Annotated in this window: 14 protein-coding genes; 8 read left to right on the plus strand and 6 right to left on the minus strand. The window is 58.0% G+C overall.

Features of this window, described 5'->3' with window-relative positions:
- The first annotated feature begins 133 nt into the window (after nt 1-133).
- Nucleotides 134-514 (plus strand): ATP-dependent Clp protease adapter ClpS, encoded by a 381-nt coding sequence (gene clpS, locus GOB82_RS07665; protein WP_166121785.1) that lies wholly within the window; start codon nt 134-136, stop codon nt 512-514.
- Nucleotides 515-666: 152 nt separating this feature from the next.
- Nucleotides 667-3,012 carry an ATP-dependent Clp protease ATP-binding subunit ClpA gene (gene clpA / locus GOB82_RS07670; protein WP_166121787.1) on the plus strand — a complete coding sequence of 782 codons (2,346 nt, stop codon included), beginning with the start codon at nt 667-669 and terminating at the stop codon, nt 3,010-3,012.
- Between the two features lie 96 nt (nt 3,013-3,108).
- Here clpA and GOB82_RS07675 read toward each other — a convergent pair whose 3' ends face one another.
- On the minus strand, nt 3,109-3,609 hold the full coding sequence (locus GOB82_RS07675; RefSeq protein WP_377792256.1) for a hypothetical protein: 501 nt from the start codon (nt 3,607-3,609) through the stop codon (nt 3,109-3,111).
- Nucleotides 3,610-3,621: 12 nt separating this feature from the next.
- The gene (locus GOB82_RS07680) at nt 3,622-4,518 is read right to left on the minus strand and encodes a polyphosphate kinase 2 family protein (protein WP_166121789.1); all 897 of its coding nucleotides are present in this window, start codon (nt 4,516-4,518) and stop codon (nt 3,622-3,624) included.
- Between the two features lie 154 nt (nt 4,519-4,672).
- Here GOB82_RS07680 and GOB82_RS07685 point away from each other — a divergent pair, with 154 nt between their 5' ends.
- Nucleotides 4,673-5,278: a YqgE/AlgH family protein gene (locus tag GOB82_RS07685; RefSeq protein ID WP_166121902.1), complete on the plus strand. Its 606-nt coding sequence runs from the start codon at nt 4,673-4,675 to the stop codon at nt 5,276-5,278.
- 6 nt (nt 5,279-5,284) lie between these two features.
- Here GOB82_RS07685 and GOB82_RS07690 read toward each other — a convergent pair whose 3' ends face one another.
- Nucleotides 5,285-7,000, minus strand: coding sequence for an alginate export family protein (locus GOB82_RS07690; protein ID WP_242007262.1), 1,716 nt, complete (start codon nt 6,998-7,000; stop codon nt 5,285-5,287).
- 425 nt (nt 7,001-7,425) lie between these two features.
- Here GOB82_RS07690 and GOB82_RS07695 point away from each other — a divergent pair, with 425 nt between their 5' ends.
- A complete protein-coding gene (locus GOB82_RS07695) occupies nt 7,426-8,466 on the plus strand; it encodes a sulfate ABC transporter substrate-binding protein (RefSeq protein ID WP_166121791.1) in 1,041 nt (346 codons plus the stop codon).
- A 118-nt stretch (nt 8,467-8,584) separates the two neighbouring features.
- Here GOB82_RS07695 and rapZ read toward each other — a convergent pair whose 3' ends face one another.
- Nucleotides 8,585-9,568, minus strand: a complete 984-nt coding sequence (gene rapZ, locus GOB82_RS07700) for an RNase adapter RapZ (protein ID WP_166121793.1) — start codon at nt 9,566-9,568, stop codon at nt 8,585-8,587.
- Between the two features lie 299 nt (nt 9,569-9,867).
- Between rapZ and GOB82_RS07705 the strand changes: the two genes are divergently transcribed.
- Nucleotides 9,868-10,185 carry a Rid family hydrolase gene (locus tag GOB82_RS07705; RefSeq protein ID WP_166121795.1) on the plus strand — a complete coding sequence of 106 codons (318 nt, stop codon included), beginning with the start codon at nt 9,868-9,870 and terminating at the stop codon, nt 10,183-10,185.
- 32 nt (nt 10,186-10,217) lie between these two features.
- On the opposite strand, the gene GOB82_RS07710 is transcribed toward GOB82_RS07705, so the two are convergent.
- Both GOB82_RS07710 and GOB82_RS07715 read right to left on the minus strand, forming a co-directional pair.
- Complete coding sequence (locus tag GOB82_RS07710) at nt 10,218-12,005, minus strand: ATP-binding protein (protein WP_377792255.1); 1,788 nt, start codon at nt 12,003-12,005, stop codon at nt 10,218-10,220.
- Nucleotides 12,006-12,020: 15 nt separating this feature from the next.
- Nucleotides 12,021-12,734 carry a response regulator transcription factor gene (locus tag GOB82_RS07715; RefSeq protein ID WP_166121799.1) on the minus strand — a complete coding sequence of 238 codons (714 nt, stop codon included), beginning with the start codon at nt 12,732-12,734 and terminating at the stop codon, nt 12,021-12,023.
- Nucleotides 12,735-12,935: 201 nt separating this feature from the next.
- Here GOB82_RS07715 and GOB82_RS07720 point away from each other — a divergent pair, with 201 nt between their 5' ends.
- From GOB82_RS07720 to dnaJ, 3 genes are all read left to right on the plus strand, one after another.
- Nucleotides 12,936-13,535 (plus strand): nucleotide exchange factor GrpE, encoded by a 600-nt coding sequence (locus tag GOB82_RS07720; protein WP_166121801.1) that lies wholly within the window; start codon nt 12,936-12,938, stop codon nt 13,533-13,535.
- Nucleotides 13,536-13,740: 205 nt separating this feature from the next.
- On the plus strand, nt 13,741-15,654 hold the full coding sequence (gene dnaK / locus GOB82_RS07725) for a molecular chaperone DnaK (RefSeq protein ID WP_166121803.1): 1,914 nt from the start codon (nt 13,741-13,743) through the stop codon (nt 15,652-15,654).
- Nucleotides 15,655-15,804: 150 nt separating this feature from the next.
- Nucleotides 15,805-16,953, plus strand: a complete 1,149-nt coding sequence (dnaJ, locus tag GOB82_RS07730; protein ID WP_166121805.1) for a molecular chaperone DnaJ — start codon at nt 15,805-15,807, stop codon at nt 16,951-16,953.
- The last annotated feature ends 84 nt before the right edge of the window (nt 16,954-17,037 follow it).

Raw genomic sequence — 17,037 nt, forward strand, 5'->3', positions numbered from 1 at the left:
AGGCATTTTTCACGGTATTGTCTTGATTTTGGAACGTTTCTCAGAGTCAAAGCCCCTTCCATCCTTTCCTTGATTACCAATATGATAGCCTATGATTTTTTCTGTCAGAAACCGGGAACGGAGTTCCAACCCGATGGTATCGCGTCATTTTTCAGTCCTGCACACAGGCAACGGGCCTTCCCGGCGTGATGCCGGAGGGGTGGATTCGGGTGACGATATGAACGATGTCGGCGTGGTGGTGCGGGCGCGGCCCAAAACGCGCAAGCCCGCCATGTACAAGGTTCTGATGCTGAATGATGACTACACGCCGATGGAATTTGTCGTGCATGTGCTCGAACGGTTTTTCCAGAAGAATCGGGATGAGGCGACCAGCATCATGCTGAACGTGCACAAACGCGGTGTGGGCGTGTGTGGCGTGTTCACCTACGAGGTGGCCGAGACAAAGGTCACGCAGGTGATGGATCTGGCCCGGCAGAACCAGCATCCGCTACAGTGCACGCTTGAAAAGGACTGAGTACAGGGCAGCAAAAAAGCTCACATACTATTTTTTATGCAGTTGTGACTCGCAATTCCTCGCAAAGCAGCCAAATATGATGCGAAGATACCAGACACGGTGGCGGTCATAGTCTCCGTACTCTGGCCATCTGGGGAAAGGAGCGTCTCGTCATGTTGTCACGCAATCTTGAGCAGACGCTACATCAGGCGCTTATTCTGGCCGGCGAGCGGCATCACGAATATGCCACGCTGGAGCATCTGCTGCTTGCCCTGGTTGATGATACGGATGCCGTAACGGTGTTCCGGGCGTGTGGCGTTGATCTTGATCGCCTGCGCACCGATCTGACAGGTTTTCTCGACAAGGATCTGGCCGGTCTGGCCTCTGACCGGCCCACCGAACCAAAACCCACGGCCGCGTTCCAGCGCGTTATCCAGCGTGCGGCCATTCACGTGCAGTCCACCGGGCGGGATGAGGTGACAGGCGCCAACGTGCTTGTGGCCCTGTTTGCCGAGCGTGAAAGCCATGCTGTCTATTTCCTGCAATTGCAGGACATGACGCGTCTGGACGCTGTCAATTTCCTCTCGCACGGTATCGCCAAGGCACCGGACCGCTCGACGCGCCGCCCCGTGACGGGAACCGGCGCGAATTCCGGCCCGGAAAAAGGTGAGGATGCCGAGCGGGGTGAAAGCCGCAGCCAGAAAAATCAGGATGCGCTCTCCACCTACTGCGTCAACCTCAACACCAAGGCGCTGGCGGGCAAGGTTGACCCGCTGATCGGGCGGGATGAGGAAATTGAGCGCACCATCCAGATCCTGTGCCGCCGCACCAAGAACAATCCGCTTTATGTGGGTGACCCCGGCGTGGGGAAAACCGCCATTGCCGAAGGGCTTGCCCGCCGCATTGTGGAAGGCAACGTGCCGGAAGTGCTGCTGAAAGCCACCATCTATTCTCTGGATATGGGGGCGCTGCTTGCCGGCACCCGCTACCGTGGGGATTTTGAAGAACGCCTGAAAGCGGTGGTGACGGAGCTGGATCAGGACCCGCACGGAATTCTGTTTATTGATGAAATCCACACCGTGATCGGGGCCGGGGCTACGTCAGGCGGGGCTATGGATGCATCCAACCTGCTGAAGCCAGCTCTGGCCGCGGGCACACTCCGCTGCATCGGCTCCACCACCTACAAGGAATTCCGCCAGCATTTTGAAAAGGACCGGGCTCTGGTGCGCCGGTTCCAGAAAATTGATGTGCCGGAACCCAGTGTGGATGATGCCGTCAAAATTCTGCGCGGCCTGAAGAGCAGCTACGAAAAGCACCACAAGGTGCGCTACACGGATGATGCCATTCGCGGGGCCGTGGAGCTTTCCGCCAAATATATTCATGACCGCAAACTGCCGGACAAGGCGATTGACGTGATTGATGAGGTGGGTGCCTCACGCATGCTTCAGCCGGAAGGGCGGCGGCGTAAAACCGTCAACCTGAAGGATGTGGAAGATATCATCGCCCGCATTGCCCGCATTCCGCCCAAGAGCATTTCGGCGGATGACAAGGAAGTGCTGCGGTCTCTGGAGCGTGACCTCAAGGGAATGGTGTTCGGGCAGGATCAGGCGATTGATACGCTCTCCGCCGCCATCAAGCTTTCCCGCGCCGGGCTGCGTGACCCTGAAAAGCCGATTGGCAACTATCTCTTCTCCGGCCCGACGGGCGTGGGGAAAACCGAGGTGGCGCGCCAGCTTTCCACCACCTTGGGGATTGAGCTGATCCGGTTTGACATGTCCGAATACATGGAGCGGCACTCCATCTCCCGCCTGCTGGGTGCGCCTCCGGGCTATGTCGGGTTTGATCAGGGCGGCCTGTTGACCGATGCCATTGATCAGCATCCGCATGCGGTGTTGCTGCTTGATGAAATCGAGAAAGCACACCCTGACCTGTATAACATGCTGTTGCAGGTGATGGATCACGGGCGGTTGACGGACCATAATGGCAAGACGGTGGATTTCCGGAATGTCATTCTGATCATGACCACCAATGCCGGGGCTTCGGATCTCAGCAAGGAGGCCATTGGTTTCGGGCGTGATGCACGGACCGGGGAGGATGAAGAGGCCATCAAACGTCTGTTCACCCCGGAATTCCGGAACCGTCTGGATGCCATTATTCCGTTTGCCAACCTCACGCCGGAAACGGTGGGCTGCGTGGTTGAGAAGTTTGTGCTCCAGCTTGAAGCCCAGCTTGCAGACCGCAACGTGACCATCGAGCTTTCTTCCGCAGCCAAGGAGTGGCTGGCGGAGCGTGGGTATGACCGGCTTTATGGTGCGCGCCCGCTGGCGCGTGTCATTCAGGAGCACATCAAGAAGCCGCTGGCTGAAGAACTTCTGTTCGGCAAGCTGACAAAAGGCGGCGCTGTAAAAATCGGCCTGAAGAACGATGCACTCGTGTTCGATATCCTGCCGAGCAAAACGTCCGGCAGCACGAAAGAAGATGAGCGCGGAGATGAACGGGAAGAAGAAGCGGCTGACTGATACAGCCTGCTTCTGCGGCCAGCCTGATCAGTCAGGCTGGCCGTTTTTTTATGCGCGCCTTTTCAGGCGGGGAGCAGCCCGGCGTGTCGGCCGGATTTACTGATAGCGTGTGCCGTTAACGGCCACATAGCCCGGCACATGCCAGGAAGAGCCGGTGCCATGGTGGGTCCAGTCAATGCCCTGACGCCGCATGGAATCAAAATAATAGCGGCCAACCACTTCGACCTGATCTCCCTTGGCCACCCAAGGCCATGCGGGTGCCTGCATCTCATCCAGCCCTGAGACAACGCGGATGGAGACTGTCGGGGTTACAGCCACGTAAAAATATCCGTGCCAGCCGCTCCGGGTGCGTTTCGCGTTGGGGCTGACAGCCAGAACCCTGCCGCAGATATGCACAGCCGTATCCGCTTTGTCTCCGCCATTCTCATACGCGAGCTGTTTGGAGATAAAATCCTGATTATCGCACGTTGCGGAAACGGTCTGGGGGGCATCAGAGGTTTCATAATGCCTGCCTCGGCTCAGGGCCGGGGGTGTCAGGCTTGCAAGGCCTGCCAGCAGCAAGGCAGAGATGGGAAGAAGACGGGCATATGCCATCATGGAACAGACCTTTTAGTGTTTTTCGGCCATCAGGTGCGCGCGGTACTCGTTCAGGAACTGTGAGACATCCGGCGCGGGCTGCGGGGGTGTCTGGTCCAGGTTTTTCAGTGCGCGGATAATGGCGCCGATCACGACCAGCCGTGCATACCATTTATGGTTGGCAGGCACCACAACCCATGGGGCATATGGGCGTGCCGTCTCGGCAATGGCATCCTGATAGGCTTTGGTGTAGTCGTTCCAGTATTCTCGCTCCTTGATGTCAGAGGGTGAGAATTTCCAGCGTTTGTCGGGAATATCCAGACGCGCCAGAAGCCGTTCGCGCTGCTCTTCCTTGGAAATATGCAGGAAAAACTTCAGAACGACCGTGCCCTGACGGGACAGGTAGTGTTCCAGATGGCGGATATCCTTGTAACGGCCAGCCCAGAATTCCGGTGTGTTGACGGGGCCGCTCAGATGCTCGCTGTCCAGAAGTTCCGGATGCACGCGCGTCACCAGAACATCTTCATAGTGGCTGCGATTAAAGATTGCGATGCGGCCAACCTGCGGGGCGGCCGCATGAATGCGCCACAGAAACCCATGCTGCAATTCCAGCGGGCCGGGTTGCTTGAAAGACGTGACAGACACCCCTTGGGGGTTCACGCCAGACATGACGTGCTTGATGGTGCCGTCTTTGCCTGCGCTATCCATGCCCTGGAGAATAATCAGCATGGAGTGGGTCTGGTTCGCGTAAAGCAGCCCCTGCAAATCCTGCAGGCGTGTTTTCACGGTTTTGAGAAGCTCCGCCCCTTCTTCCTTGGTCAGGCCCAGATTGCCATTATCATCCGGGTTGTGGCGGCTGAGGTCAAACTGTGCTCCGTCGGTAATGTGATAGCTGTCCAGAGCGTGCAGAAACTTGGCGAGTTTGTTCATGGATCTGACTCTTGGTAAGTGCCTGCCACTCTTAAAATCCGGCGACAGAACGGGTAAAAAACAGAACTCCGGGCGTCAGGGAGAGAAATGCCGGAAACAGGCATCCCCATGCGCAAAGGTTGCTAAACGGTGCCGGGAGCCACATATGCAGCTTATGGTTTTTCCGCATGCTTCCCTTCTTGAACAGTCTGCCCGTCCCGGTGGCACATTGGCTGGCCTTCTTCTGGTGGCAACACCGGCTCTGAGCGTAACGCAGTTTGACAGGAGTGTCATTTATCTTTGCGCGCACGCCTCGGGGGAAGGCGCCATGGGGCTGGTCATCAATCGGCGTCTGCCCAGGCCCGGCTTTGAAGAACTGCTTGAACAGCTGGATATTGAACCCTCTCCCCCCTTGCGGCGGCTGGGCTTGTGTGCTGGCGGCCCTGTGGAGGAAATGCGGGGGTTTGTGCTGCACTCCTCTGACTGGAAGGGTGAGGGCAGCATGCAGATTTCAGAGGCGGCGACCTTAACAGCGAGCCTGGATGTACTGAATGTCATGGCCAAGGGGGGCGGCCCGCAGGATGCTCTGCTGGCCATGGGGCATGCAAGCTGGGAAGCAGGGCAACTGGAAGAGGAAATTTTCCAGCATGATGCCTGGCTGCTCGCCCCTTTCAGCCGGGAGGTGGTCTTCGGGCATGATCACACCGCCAAATGGCGGCAGGCGCTTGCCCTGATCAATATCGACCCGATCCGCCTGACAAGCCGCCCCGGCCACGCCTGAGGCGGTTTAAAAGCGGAAGACAAAATTGGACTGGTAATAGGTGCCGCTTGAGCCGCCCGCATGGTTCAACGCGCTGGATGTCATGAAGCGCGAGACATACTGCGTCCAGGACAGATGCGTATTGATCTGCCAGGCGAGCGAGGCCTGCGGTGCCATGCCCACAAATTTGCCTTTGAACTGATAGGGAAAGCTGTAGGCCCCGGAGGATTTGTAGACAGGGTCATTCTGGCTGTACCGCCAGAAAAAAGGATATTTGACCTGAAAGCTGAAAGATTTCAGGAATGTTGCCTTGATAAGGGGTGCCACGCTGATCAGGTTTGACCCTGTCATGTAGGTGGTTGTGTCCAGATAGTTGGTTTGCGGGCTGAAGGGCGAGATATAAGTGCCTATGGCACCGGAGGTTTTGCGCACATTGCCACCGGAATACACGTCCGTTTGCACACCTGCGAAGGTATGAAAGGGATCATGCGGGATACGATACCCTACAAGTGTATTCAGCGCATAAGCGTTGACAGTGCGCGCCTGATTTGTTTTCGCATCTTTGAAAACGCCACCCTGCCAGATGCTGCCAAGAGAAAATTCGAATGGCCCGGCTATCCCATGCCAGCGAACACCAAAGTTATTGCGGGTATTGGACCCTTTCTCGGTGCCTTTGGGTGTGGCAATCGCGCCGGATGTTCCTGAGAGTTTATATCCGACGTAAAACAGATCCAGAAAGGAATTGTATCTGTCACCCATAAAGCGTCCATCCGGGGGAGCCCATGTCATATTGAAACCATAGAGGCGCGTTGAGTAATTTTCCGTATCATGGAACATTTTTGTCTGGGCATCATTGGTCTGGACAAAATCCCAGCCATCAATGCGGATGCGTGGCCAGACCATATACGCCCGAAAACCGTTCCATGAGAGGGGGACGTTCGGGGTTTCCCGGTTGTAAAGCATGTAGGAGGGGGCATCGAGAAACTGCTGCCGACCGAATATAAATCCGCTCTTGGCGTTCAGTATGGTCCACTTTGTTTCAATGAAAGCCTGTTGTGCATCAAGGCGCTTTCGGTAAGTGCTTCCGTATCCATACGCGTTCCAGCCTGCGGCATCGCCATTGACCAACTGACCAAACAGCCGGACATGTGCGCCAAGATGCAGGTCCGCTCCATACAGGTTGCGTACAGCAAACCGCCCGGAATCATTATTATGCTGGGTGCCCAGGTTGGGGCGGCTTTCAAACCAGTTTCTCAGGCGCGTCTCTCCTGAAAAACTCAGCCATATGGAGCCACTTTCATTCAGGGCGATATATTTGAGGACATCAAACGGGTCTTTCCGTCTGGATTTGTCCCGCAGGCGGCTCCAGTCTTCAGCCCAAGGCGCCACGCCATATTCCCCCACCGGGCCAAAACCCGCGGCTTCTCCGTTGCCACGGTTGAAGACACCCCAGTCATACTGGCGGCCCGAGACACGCCCCTGCTTGCCGGTTGTGCGGACCGGCTGGCCGGTAGGGGTGGCGTGCGGGTACAACACAACAGGCGGAAATGGCGGTGCCTGCGCCCCGCTGAGAGGCTGAACCAGAATATGTTCACCATGATGGGAGAGGTACGCACCTGCCGGTTTGTCTTGCGCCACGCCGGAACTCTCCGCCGGGGCAGCCAGCGCACCGGGCAGGAGAAGGGCGGAGGAAGCCATGCCACAGGCCAGAAAAAGCGCACCCCGAAAGAGAGAGCGGTGCATGCCGGTTTTCCCGGCGGGGGCGGAGCAAGACCTGAAGTGAGCCATGAGACATTCCAGAAAGCAGGCGTAAAACCGGGAGATGCGTCATCCAATAAACACGAATAATTATCGTATTTAATAAATCAAACATAATACGATAAAAATCGCAATATAGGAATCGATCGGATATCGCATTAAATTTTCAGGCCGAAGAGAGGGGGTGTGTGAAAATTTCTACCGGTTATAAGTCTGAAAAATATAGAAATTATCGATAATGACTGCCGTTGTTCGCGGGGTGCGGGTGCGGAGCATAAAAACGAAGTTAAAATGTATATTCCGGTTGCGGGGATTGGATCGTGTGGTATCGTGGAATACTATTCTCGCGTTCTCGTCCTTGGTCCGGAATGTTCAGGGTGGGGCAGATATCAGGCGGCGGAGAGACTGACATGACAAACGGATCCTTCTTTCTATCCCGACGGTCCTTCCTGGGGGCGGCGTCTCTGGCGGGGGGGCTTGCTGCCGGGAGCAGGCTGCTTGGATCACCGTCATCCGCGGCAACGGCCCAGCTGCTGAACGTCTCTTATGACCCGACCCGGGAATTGTACGCGGACATTAATCGTGCCTTTGCGGCGTTCTGGGCGAAGAGCCATCCGGGCGAGGCTGTTTTTGTCAGAACCTCCAACGGAGGGTCAGGCGCACAGGCCCGGTCCGTGCTGGAAGGGGCTCCGGCGGATATCGTCAGTCTGGGGCTGGCGTATGATATTGATGTTCTGGCCCGGCACGGCCTGCTGGCCGCGGACTGGCAGAAGCGCCTGCCTCATAATTCCACACCTTATACCAGCACCATTGTTTTTCTGGTGCGCAAGGGGAACCCGAAGCAGATTCATGACTGGGCGGATCTGGTGCGGGATGATGTGAAGGTCATCACCCCCAACCCGAAAACATCCGGTGGGGCGCGGTGGAACTATCTGGCAGCCTGGGGCTGGGCGCTGCGGCAGCCCGGTGGTTCTGAAGAGACGGCGCGCGCCTATCTCAAGGCGCTGTTCGCGCATGTGCCGGTTCTGGATACCGGCGCGCGCGGGGCGACAAATACTTTTGTGCAGCGTGGTCTGGGAGATGTTCTGCTGGCATGGGAAGATGAAGCCCTGCTGGCCGCGCGGGATATCGGGCCGGACAGGTTTGACCTTGTGGTCCCCAAGCTCACCATTCTGGCTGAACCGCCGGTGGCTGTGGTGGACAGTAATGTGGCAAAGCACAACACGCAGGCACAGGCGCAGGCCTATGTGAACTTCCTGTTCTCGCCCGAAGGGCAGCGGATTGGCGCCAAACATTATTTCCGCCCGGTTGATGCGGCCGTTGCGGCGGAAAATACGTCACGTTTCCCGAAGGTTGAAACGTTCGATGTTGCCAGCCTTGGCGGCTGGACGGCGCTTCAGAAAACCCATTTCGGCGAAAATGGAGTGTTTGACCAGATTTCTCAGGGGTGAGTGCGGAGCCGCGCTGAAAGCCGCAAAGAGAGAGACTTTGCGGCATTTCGGGAAGGCTCTCTCCGCTGGTGCGGGGGGAGGGGGCAAGACCGCAGCCGGGACAGGTTTCAGAAAGCTGTCAGGAAACTGGAGATGTCGGTTCAGTCTTGGCCGCTTCAGCGGGTCTGCGGGCCCATTGCCATGTGCCCAGACCAAGGCGCGCCAGTTCCCGGTGCATGATCATGATGGGCCACTGCCCGGAGCCTTTGTAATTGCCCATGCCGTCCGGCGCGGAAAGCCGTTTGGCCAGAGCCTCCACCAGTGTCACGGACCGGTGGCGGCCGCCTGAGCACCCGATGGCGATGGTGGCATATTTTTTGCCCTCCTGCACAAAACGCGGCAGGACGAGCTGAAGAAGGCTGTGAATCTGGTTCAGGAACGGCAGATAATCACTGTCTTCCGTCACATAGGCGGCAACATCGGCATCCAGCCCGGTTTTGGGGGCTAGAGCCGGGTCATAATGCGGGTTTCTGAGGAAGCGCGCATCCAGAACGAGATCCGCCTCACGCGGCAGCCCCGCCGGGTAGGCGAAGGACATGAGGGCGACGGTCAGCCCCTCTCCCGGAGCGCCTTCCCAAGGGCTGAAGCGGCTTTCCACAAACTGCCGCAACTCCGGCGGGGGCATGTCCGAGGTATCAATCACCAGATCGGCCGCCGCACGCAGCGGGGCTGTCAGGGCTGTTTCCTCTTCAATCCCTTCCTTGATGCTGCCATGCAGCGCTAGAGGATGGCGGCGGCGGGTGGCGGTATAGCGGCGGAGGAGCACATTTTCTTCCGCTGTGGCGTAAATCAGTTCCACACGCAGATTAGGGTTCATGCGCAGGCGGGCAATGGCCTCCAGCACGGCAGAGGCATCAAACCCGCGCGTGCGGGAATCCACACCAATGGCAACGGGGCGCTCTGCCCGCGCGACAATATCATCCAGCATGCCCAGCGGCGGGTTATCAATAACTTCGTGATCCAGATCTTCCAGAATCCGCAGAATGGAAGACTTTCCGGCACCAGACAGGCCTGAGACCAGCAGGATGCGGCGTGGGACAAGGGTATCATCCACCGTGCGCATTTCAGCTGTTTCCCTCCAGTGTCGTTACATGATCCTGAACCGGCGAAAGCCCAAGGTAGGGCATCCCCGCCCTTTGGGCAAAGAGTATGACCAGCTTCGCCCCAACTCCGCAACACACAAGCACGCATAGGCGCTGTGGGGAGACTGCAGGAAAAGCGCCAAGCTTATACCAGATGTTAAGCTATTTGTTTGTTACGAAAGAGAAATTTGCCGTTTGCCGGGACATGCCGTTATAACGGGAGACTATGGGGAATATTGTTCAGAATAGATCAGGACACAAGCCCGGTTCATGTGCCAAAGTGGAGCGCATACAGGGTGGGCTGAGGATCACCGGCCTGCGCGCGCCGCAGCCGCAAGGTGAAACAATTGCCGAACAGTGCCGGGCCGCACTGGAATACGGGGCCACGCTGCTTTCTGACTATGGGTATTCCATGCAGGATGTGACACGGGTGACGTATCTTGTGTCGGACACGAAGGATTTCCCGTCCTGCTTTCCGACACTGCGCCATGTTTTTTCAAAAATTTCCCCATCCGTCACGCTGATGTGGGTCAGAAAATTTTCCAACCCGCACGTGCTGATTGAGTTTGAGCTGGGGATTGAACCCGCTCAGCTCTGACGCCTCAAGTCAGAGGCCGGGGGCATCCGGGATCAGGGCGCTGCGCGCGGAAGCCGGACGGTAAAGCGCGCTCCGGCAATATTTCCCTGCGCATCATGCCGGTTTTCCACTGAAATTGTGCCATGCAGCGCATCCACAATCTGGCGGCTGATGGACAGCCCCAGTCCGGAATGCTGGCCAAAATGCTCGTTTTTGGGGCGTTCAGAATAAAACCGGTCAAAAATGGAGTCGAGCTTGGCCTGAGGAATGCCGGGGCCTTCGTCTGATACCGAGAGGGCCAGCATCGTGCCCGCTGGCACGACCTCAAGCAAAATACGGCCATTGGGGGGTGAGAAGGAAATGGCGTTGCCAATCAGGTTGCGCAGCACCTGCACCAGCCGGTCTTCCACAGCCATGACCCTGAGCGGGTGCTCGGGCGTATCCCCTTCGCTGTGTGTCAGCAGTATTGGCTCACCCTCTTTGCGGGTGGCCTGATGAATTTCCGCCAGAACAGACAGAAGCGGCACGATGGCAACCGGCACCGGCTGGGCGCGGGACATTTCGGCATCCAGCCTGCTGGCGTCGGAAATATCGGTAATCAGCCGGTCCAGCCGCCGGACGTCATCATTGATAATGGTCAGAAGCCGGCGCTTCTGGTTCAGGTCTTCAATGCGCAGCAGCGTTTCAATGGCGGAGCGGATGGAAGAAAGCGGGTTCTTGATCTCGTGGCTGACATCCGCGGCAAAGCGTTCAATGGCGTCCATCCGCTTCCACAGGGCCTGTGCGCTGGCCTGAAGGGCGCGGGCCAGATCGCCTATTTCATCCCGGCGGGCCAGCAGGCGGGCGGGCACCGTGCCGGTGCGCCCGGAGGATTCGCGCATGATCTGGGCAGAGGCCGCAAGCCGCAGCAGCGGGCGCGCAATGGTGAGGGACAGATACCATGAGAGCAGCACGGTAATGACCAGCACCATCAGGAAGAGGGACAGGATGGAAGAGCGGATGGCGAACAGGGCGCGATCAACCTGAGAGGCCGCGCGGGTGAGCTGAATGATGCCCACGGTCCGCCCATCATGGATGACCGGTTCCGCTACCGTGATAATCAGCCGGCCATTGGCCGTGCGCCGGATGTAGGGGGGCGCTTCCGGCGGCGGGCGCTGGAAGGTGCCGTTGGCATCCGTGGGGCGGGCAGGGTCTGCCGGGGTATCGGCTTCATCCGTATCCAGGGTGACAATGCTGGAGCTGTGGGTGCTCCACAGCCATGTCAGCGTGCGTTCATACAGCCCCGGCGCGGCGTGCTGGTGGTGGAAAGGATGTGCCTGGTGGTCTTCCGCATGAGTCTGTGCGTCTCCATGCGGTGGGGGTGTGTCCTGCACATCAGCCAGATTATCCGCCAGAACCTGACCATCAGGGCCAAAAAGGCGGGCATGGGCGTTCGGGCTTGGCTCAGTCAGCCGCAGCAGCAGCGGGCGCGCGAGGGCCGATTCAAGGGTGAACCCATCCGGCCCTGTCCCTTTCTGGCGCATGCTGCGGACAGCAATCTGGCCGAGCGCGCCAGCATAAATCCGCGCCTGCTCTCTGAGGCCATTGACCTCGGTTGCCAGCAGGCTGTTCCGAAACTGGTTGAGAAACAGCATGGTGACGGCCAGCAGCACCAGCGGCAGGACATTCACCAGCATGATGCGCCGCATGAGCGGGGAGAGCAGCCGCGTGCGGGAGGCCGCATAGGCGGCGGTGGCTTCCACACTGTTCTGCCCCTGCCGCGGGGCCTGACCGGGGATGCGCAGGCGGCGCAACCCGGAAGAAAGCGTGGAAGAAACAGGCATGCGTTTCCGGCTCGTCATGTATATGTACCGGGCTCAGTCTTCCCGGTATCGGTAGCCAATGCCGTACAGCGTTTCGATCTGATTGAAATTGTCATCAACCTGCCGGAATTTTTTCCGGACGCGCTTGATATGGCTGTCGATGGTGCGGTCATCCACATACACGGTGTCACCATAGGCGGCGTCAATCAGTTGATCGCGTGACTTGACCAGCCCCGGCCGCATGGCAAGGGTTTTGACCAGCAGGAATTCCGTCACCGTCAGAGGCACATCTTCCCCGTTCCATGTGCATTTGTGGCGCAGCTCATCCAGAGAGAGTGCCCCACGCACCAGAGCGCCCCCGGTGGGGGTGCCACTGGCTTCCGCCCGGCTGGCTTCGTTCCGGCGGAGCAGGGCGCGGATGCGCTCCAGCAGCAGGCGCTGGGAGAAGGGTTTGGTGATGTAGTCATCCGCGCCAAGGCGCAGGCCCATCAGTTGATCAACTTCCTCATCCTTGGAGGAAAGGAAGATCACAGGAAGGTGAGAGCGGGCTCGCAGGCGCTGCAACAGTTCCATGCCGTCCATGCGGGGCATCTTGATATCCAGAACCGCGAGGTCAACCGGATAGGCTGTCAGGCCCTGAAGAGCCGATTCGCCATCCGTATAGGTCCGGACGTGGAACCCTTCGGCTTCCAATGTCATCTGTACCGATGTCAGGATATTACGGTCATCATCAACCAGAGCGATCGTCTGCTTGGTGCGGTCTGCCATGGTGTGCGTTTTCCTTCCTCTCGGTCAGCGCAAGCCCCTCAGCATACGCGCATCCGGGCCCGGATGCTATGGGCCCTGAATTTTTGATCCGTCCATTTTTTTGAGCACGTTGTGGGCGGATTGTAAAACCAGCGGCAAAATCCGCACGGAGACGTGTTGCAGGTCTTGTCGGGTTCCGTCTGCTTGCTTACTTCTTAAGGCATGACCCAAGATACAGATCCTACAAAGGTTGGAACGCAGGCCGCACCGGCTGAGTCCGACCACGCCGCCCAGCATCAGGACGCCGCCGCAGCCGGGGCTGACCAGGCTGCCGGGCTGTCTCCCGCTGAGCAGCGCATTGCCGAGCTTGAGCAGGAAGCTGCCGAGCTGAAGGAAAAATGGCTGCGTTCGGAAGCTGAAAACCAGAACCTGCGTACCCGCGCCAAACGGGAAGTGGATGATGCCCGCCAGTATGCGGTGCAGAAATTCGCGCGGGATGTGGTGGAAGCTGCTGAAAATCTGCGCCGCGCCCTGTCCAGCCTTCCGGCTGCACGGGAGGGTGAAGATACGGTCCTCACCAAGATACGCGAAGGCATTGAAAGCACTGAACGGTCTTTCATCTCCATTCTGGAACGCAATGGCATTCAGTGTGATGATCCGTCCGGCAAGGCGTTTGATGCCAACCAGCATCAGGCGATGGCCGAGCAGCCCAGCGGGGAGCATGCGCCAGGCACGGTCATTCAGGCCTGGACACCGACATGGACCCTGCATGGCCGCCTGCTGAAGCCGGCTATGGTTGTTGTGGCCAAAGCTGGCGGATAAGGTCTGGTAGGCCCCGCCGTCTGACGGAGCAGGCGGCGGCGGAAAAATTGTTTTTCGCCAGGTGTCCGGCTCTTGAAACAGGTTTTGGGGCATCATACATCAGGTATAACATCCCAGGGCCGGTTCCAGTGTGGGAACAGGCCGGAAGGAAATAGGACGCCGTCCGGTGCTTCGGGCCAGACGGGGTCGCTTAAAAGGAGCAGACATGAGCAAAGTTATTGGTATTGACCTTGGCACGACCAACTCCTGTGTTGCAGTGCGCGAAGGCAATGAAAACCGCGTTATTGAAAACAGCGAAGGCGCACGCACGACGCCGTCCATGGTCGCGTTCACCGAAGTCGGTGAAATGCTGGTAGGACAGGCCGCGAAACGTCAGGCTGTCACCAACCCCACCAACACGCTCTATGCAGTCAAGCGTCTGATCGGCCGCCGGTATGATGACCCGACCGTCCAGAAAGACAAGGAAATGGTCCCCTACGCCATTATCAAAGGTGATAACGGCGATGCGTGGGTCGAGGCGCGCGGCAAGGGGTATGCCCCCTCCCAGATTTCCGCGTTCGTGCTTGGCAAGATGAAGGAAACCGCCGAGGCTTATCTCGGTGAGAAAGTGACGCAGGCCGTTATCACGGTTCCGGCATACTTCAATGATGCACAGCGTCAGGCCACCAAGGATGCAGGGCGCATCGCCGGTCTGGAAGTGCTGCGTATCATCAACGAACCGACCGCAGCGGCCCTTGCCTACGGCATGGAAAAGAAGAGCGGCGGCACGGTTGCGGTTTATGACCTTGGCGGCGGCACGTTCGACGTGTCCGTGCTGGAAATTTCTGATGGCGTGATCGAAGTGAAATCCACCAACGGGGATACGTTCCTGGGTGGTGAAGACTTTGACAACCGTATCATCGATTATCTGGCAGACGAGTTCAAACGTGAACAGGGCATTGACCTGCGGTCTGACAAGCTGGCTCTGCAGCGCCTGAAAGAAGCGGCTGAAAAAGCGAAGATCGAGCTGTCTTCCGCCAAGGAAACGGAAGTCAACCTGCCGTTCATCACCGCGGACGCATCCGGTCCGAAGCATCTGCTGCTGAAGCTGACCCGCGCCAAGCTGGAAAGCCTTGTTGATGACCTGATCCAGCGCACGCTCGAGCCCTGCAAGGCAGCGCTGAAGGATGCTGGCATTTCTGCTTCCGAAGTGGATGAAGTCATCCTCGTCGGTGGTATGACCCGCATGCCCAAGGTGATTGAAGCCGTTAAGCAGTTCTTCGGGAAAGACCCTGCCCGTAACGTGAACCCGGATGAAGTGGTGGCCATTGGTGCCGCTATTCAGGGTGCGGTGCTGAAAGGGGACGTGAAGGACGTTCTGCTGCTGGACGTGACTCCGCTTTCTCTCGGCATTGAAACGCTGGGCGGCGTGTTCACACGTCTGATCGACCGGAACACGACCATCCCGACGAAGAAGAGCCAGACCTTCTCCACGGCGGAAGACAACCAGAACGCCGTGACCATCAAGGTCTATCAGGGCGAACGTGAAATGGCAGCGGACAACAAGCTGCTGGGTAACTTCGACCTGACGGGCATTGCCCCGGCTCCGCGTGGCGTGCCGCAGATTGAAGTGACATTCGATATCGATGCCAACGGTATTGTCTCCGTCTCCGCCAAGGACAAGGCAACCGGCAAGGAACAGCAGATCAAGATCCAGGCTTCTGGTGGTCTGTCCGACAGCGATATCGAAAAGATGGTGAAAGACGCTGAAGCGAACGCTGAAGCCGATAAAGCCAAGCGTGAACAGGTTGAAGTGCGTAACAACGCGGAAAGCCTTGTGCATCAGGTCGAAAAGTCTCTGTCTGAAGCCGGTGACAAGGTTCCGGCTGCTGACAAAACGGAAGCTGAAAGCGCGATTGCGGCAGTCAAGACCGCTCTTGAAGGCAGCGATGCGGAAGCCATCAAGACGGCAAGTGACCGCCTGACACAGGCCGCCATGAAGATTGGTGAAGCAGTCTATAAGGCTGGTCAGGCGGGTGAAGCCGCTCCGGCAGGAGAAGCCGGTACTGCGGGTGCCCAGCCGCATGACGAGAAAATTGTCGATGCGGACTTTGAAGACGTGAACGACAAAAAGTCCTGATCGGACGCTGTTATCCGGTGCTGCGCTGTGCGCAGGGCAGCACCGGCCTTTATTTTCCGGCGTCCGCGCTTCTTGGAAGGCGGGCGCTTTTTGCTATCCCGGACATCTGTTGCGCTTTTGTAAAAAGCAGTTTCCTGCAAGAGGACTTCTATGGCCATCAAGGTTGATTATTACGAAATTCTTGAAGTTTCCCGGACTGTTTCATCCGATGAACTCAAGAAAGCGTATCGTAAGCTGGCCATGCAATATCATCCGGACCGCAACCCCGGAGATGCAGCGGCTGAAGCGAAATTCAAGGAAATCAATCAGGCCTATGATGTTCTGAAAGATGACCAGAAGCGCGCGGCTTATGATCGTTTTGGGCATTCCGCCTTTGAAAACGGTGGCGGTGGCCCCGGTGGGTTTGACTTCCACGGTTTTGGCGGTGGTGGTGGCGGTGGTCTGGGCGATATTTTCGAGCAGATGTTCGGAGATATGATGGGTGGCCGCCGTGGTGGCCGTGCCCGTACGGGTAACGATATTCAGACCCATGTTGAAATCACGCTGGAAGAAGCCTTTGCCGGCGTGAAAAAGGATGTGCGGATCATCACGCGCGTGGCGTGTGACTCCTGCCATGGCACGGGCTCCAATGATGGCGAGGCCGGCGCGGAAACCTGCCCGAGCTGCCATGGTGCGGGAAAGGTGCGGGCGCAGCAGGGGTTCTTTGTGGTGGAACGGCCTTGCCCGACCTGCCACGGCGCCGGGCGCGTTGTGAAAAACCCGTGCAAGGTCTGCCATGGGGAAGGGACGGTCGAAAAGGAACGGACCCTGGCCGTGCAGATTCCCGCCGGTGTGGAAGATGGCACCCGGATCCGCATTTCTGGTGAGGGTGAAGCCGGCGGTCAGGGTGTGCCTGCCGGGGATCTGTATGTGCATGTGTCTGTTTCAGAACACAGCATTTTCCAGCGTGATGGTGCGAACGTCTATTGTCGCGTCCCGCTGCGGATGGGGCAGGCGGCTCTGGGCACGGAAATTGAAGTGCCGGTTATTGATGGGAACCGCGCCAAGGTCAAAATCCCTGCGGGCACACAGACTGGCGCGCATTTCCGCCTGCGTGGCAAGGGCTTTTCTGTTCTGCGTTCCAGTGCGCGGGGGGATATGTATATTCAGGTAACGGTGGAAACGCCGCAGCACCTGAGCAAGCGCCAGAAAGAACTGCTGGAAGAGTTTGAAAAGGAAGCGGGTGAAAACGTGAAGGGAAGCCCGGAACATACGGGGTTCTTCGCCCGTGTTCGGGACTTTTTTGAAAACAAGGGATAATGCTGCCTCGGCATTTTTCCTGATGGGTTTTTCCGTAAGCCGGGCACTCTGTGTGTCCGGCTTTCTGGTATGGTGCGTGTAAAA

Origin of the sequence: Acetobacter farinalis (assembly GCF_011516935.1) — a bacterium.
GTDB lineage: Bacteria > Pseudomonadota > Alphaproteobacteria > Acetobacterales > Acetobacteraceae > Acetobacter > Acetobacter farinalis.

What these genes read in the sequence shown, in the direction of transcription:
- clpS (WP_166121785.1), top strand. Translation starts at nt 134, where the DNA reads ATGGTATCGCGTCATTTTTCAGTCCTGCACACAGGCAACGGGCCTTCC.
- clpA (WP_166121787.1), top strand. Translation starts at nt 667, where the DNA reads ATGTTGTCACGCAATCTTGAGCAGACGCTACATCAGGCGCTTATTCTG.
- GOB82_RS07675 (WP_377792256.1), bottom strand. Translation starts at nt 3,609, where the DNA reads ATGATGGCATATGCCCGTCTTCTTCCCATCTCTGCCTTGCTGCTGGCA.
- GOB82_RS07680 (WP_166121789.1), bottom strand. Translation starts at nt 4,518, where the DNA reads ATGAACAAACTCGCCAAGTTTCTGCACGCTCTGGACAGCTATCACATT.
- GOB82_RS07685 (WP_166121902.1), top strand. Translation starts at nt 4,673, where the DNA reads ATGGTTTTTCCGCATGCTTCCCTTCTTGAACAGTCTGCCCGTCCCGGT.
- GOB82_RS07690 (WP_242007262.1), bottom strand. Translation starts at nt 7,000, where the DNA reads ATGCACCGCTCTCTCTTTCGGGGTGCGCTTTTTCTGGCCTGTGGCATG.
- GOB82_RS07695 (WP_166121791.1), top strand. Translation starts at nt 7,426, where the DNA reads ATGACAAACGGATCCTTCTTTCTATCCCGACGGTCCTTCCTGGGGGCG.
- rapZ (WP_166121793.1), bottom strand. Translation starts at nt 9,568, where the DNA reads ATGCGCACGGTGGATGATACCCTTGTCCCACGCCGCATCCTGCTGGTC.
- GOB82_RS07710 (WP_377792255.1), bottom strand. Translation starts at nt 12,005, where the DNA reads ATGACGAGCCGGAAACGCATGCCTGTTTCTTCCACGCTTTCTTCCGGG.
- GOB82_RS07715 (WP_166121799.1), bottom strand. Translation starts at nt 12,734, where the DNA reads ATGGCAGACCGCACCAAGCAGACGATCGCTCTGGTTGATGATGACCGT.
- GOB82_RS07720 (WP_166121801.1), top strand. Translation starts at nt 12,936, where the DNA reads ATGACCCAAGATACAGATCCTACAAAGGTTGGAACGCAGGCCGCACCG.
- dnaK (WP_166121803.1), top strand. Translation starts at nt 13,741, where the DNA reads ATGAGCAAAGTTATTGGTATTGACCTTGGCACGACCAACTCCTGTGTT.
- dnaJ (WP_166121805.1), top strand. Translation starts at nt 15,805, where the DNA reads ATGGCCATCAAGGTTGATTATTACGAAATTCTTGAAGTTTCCCGGACT.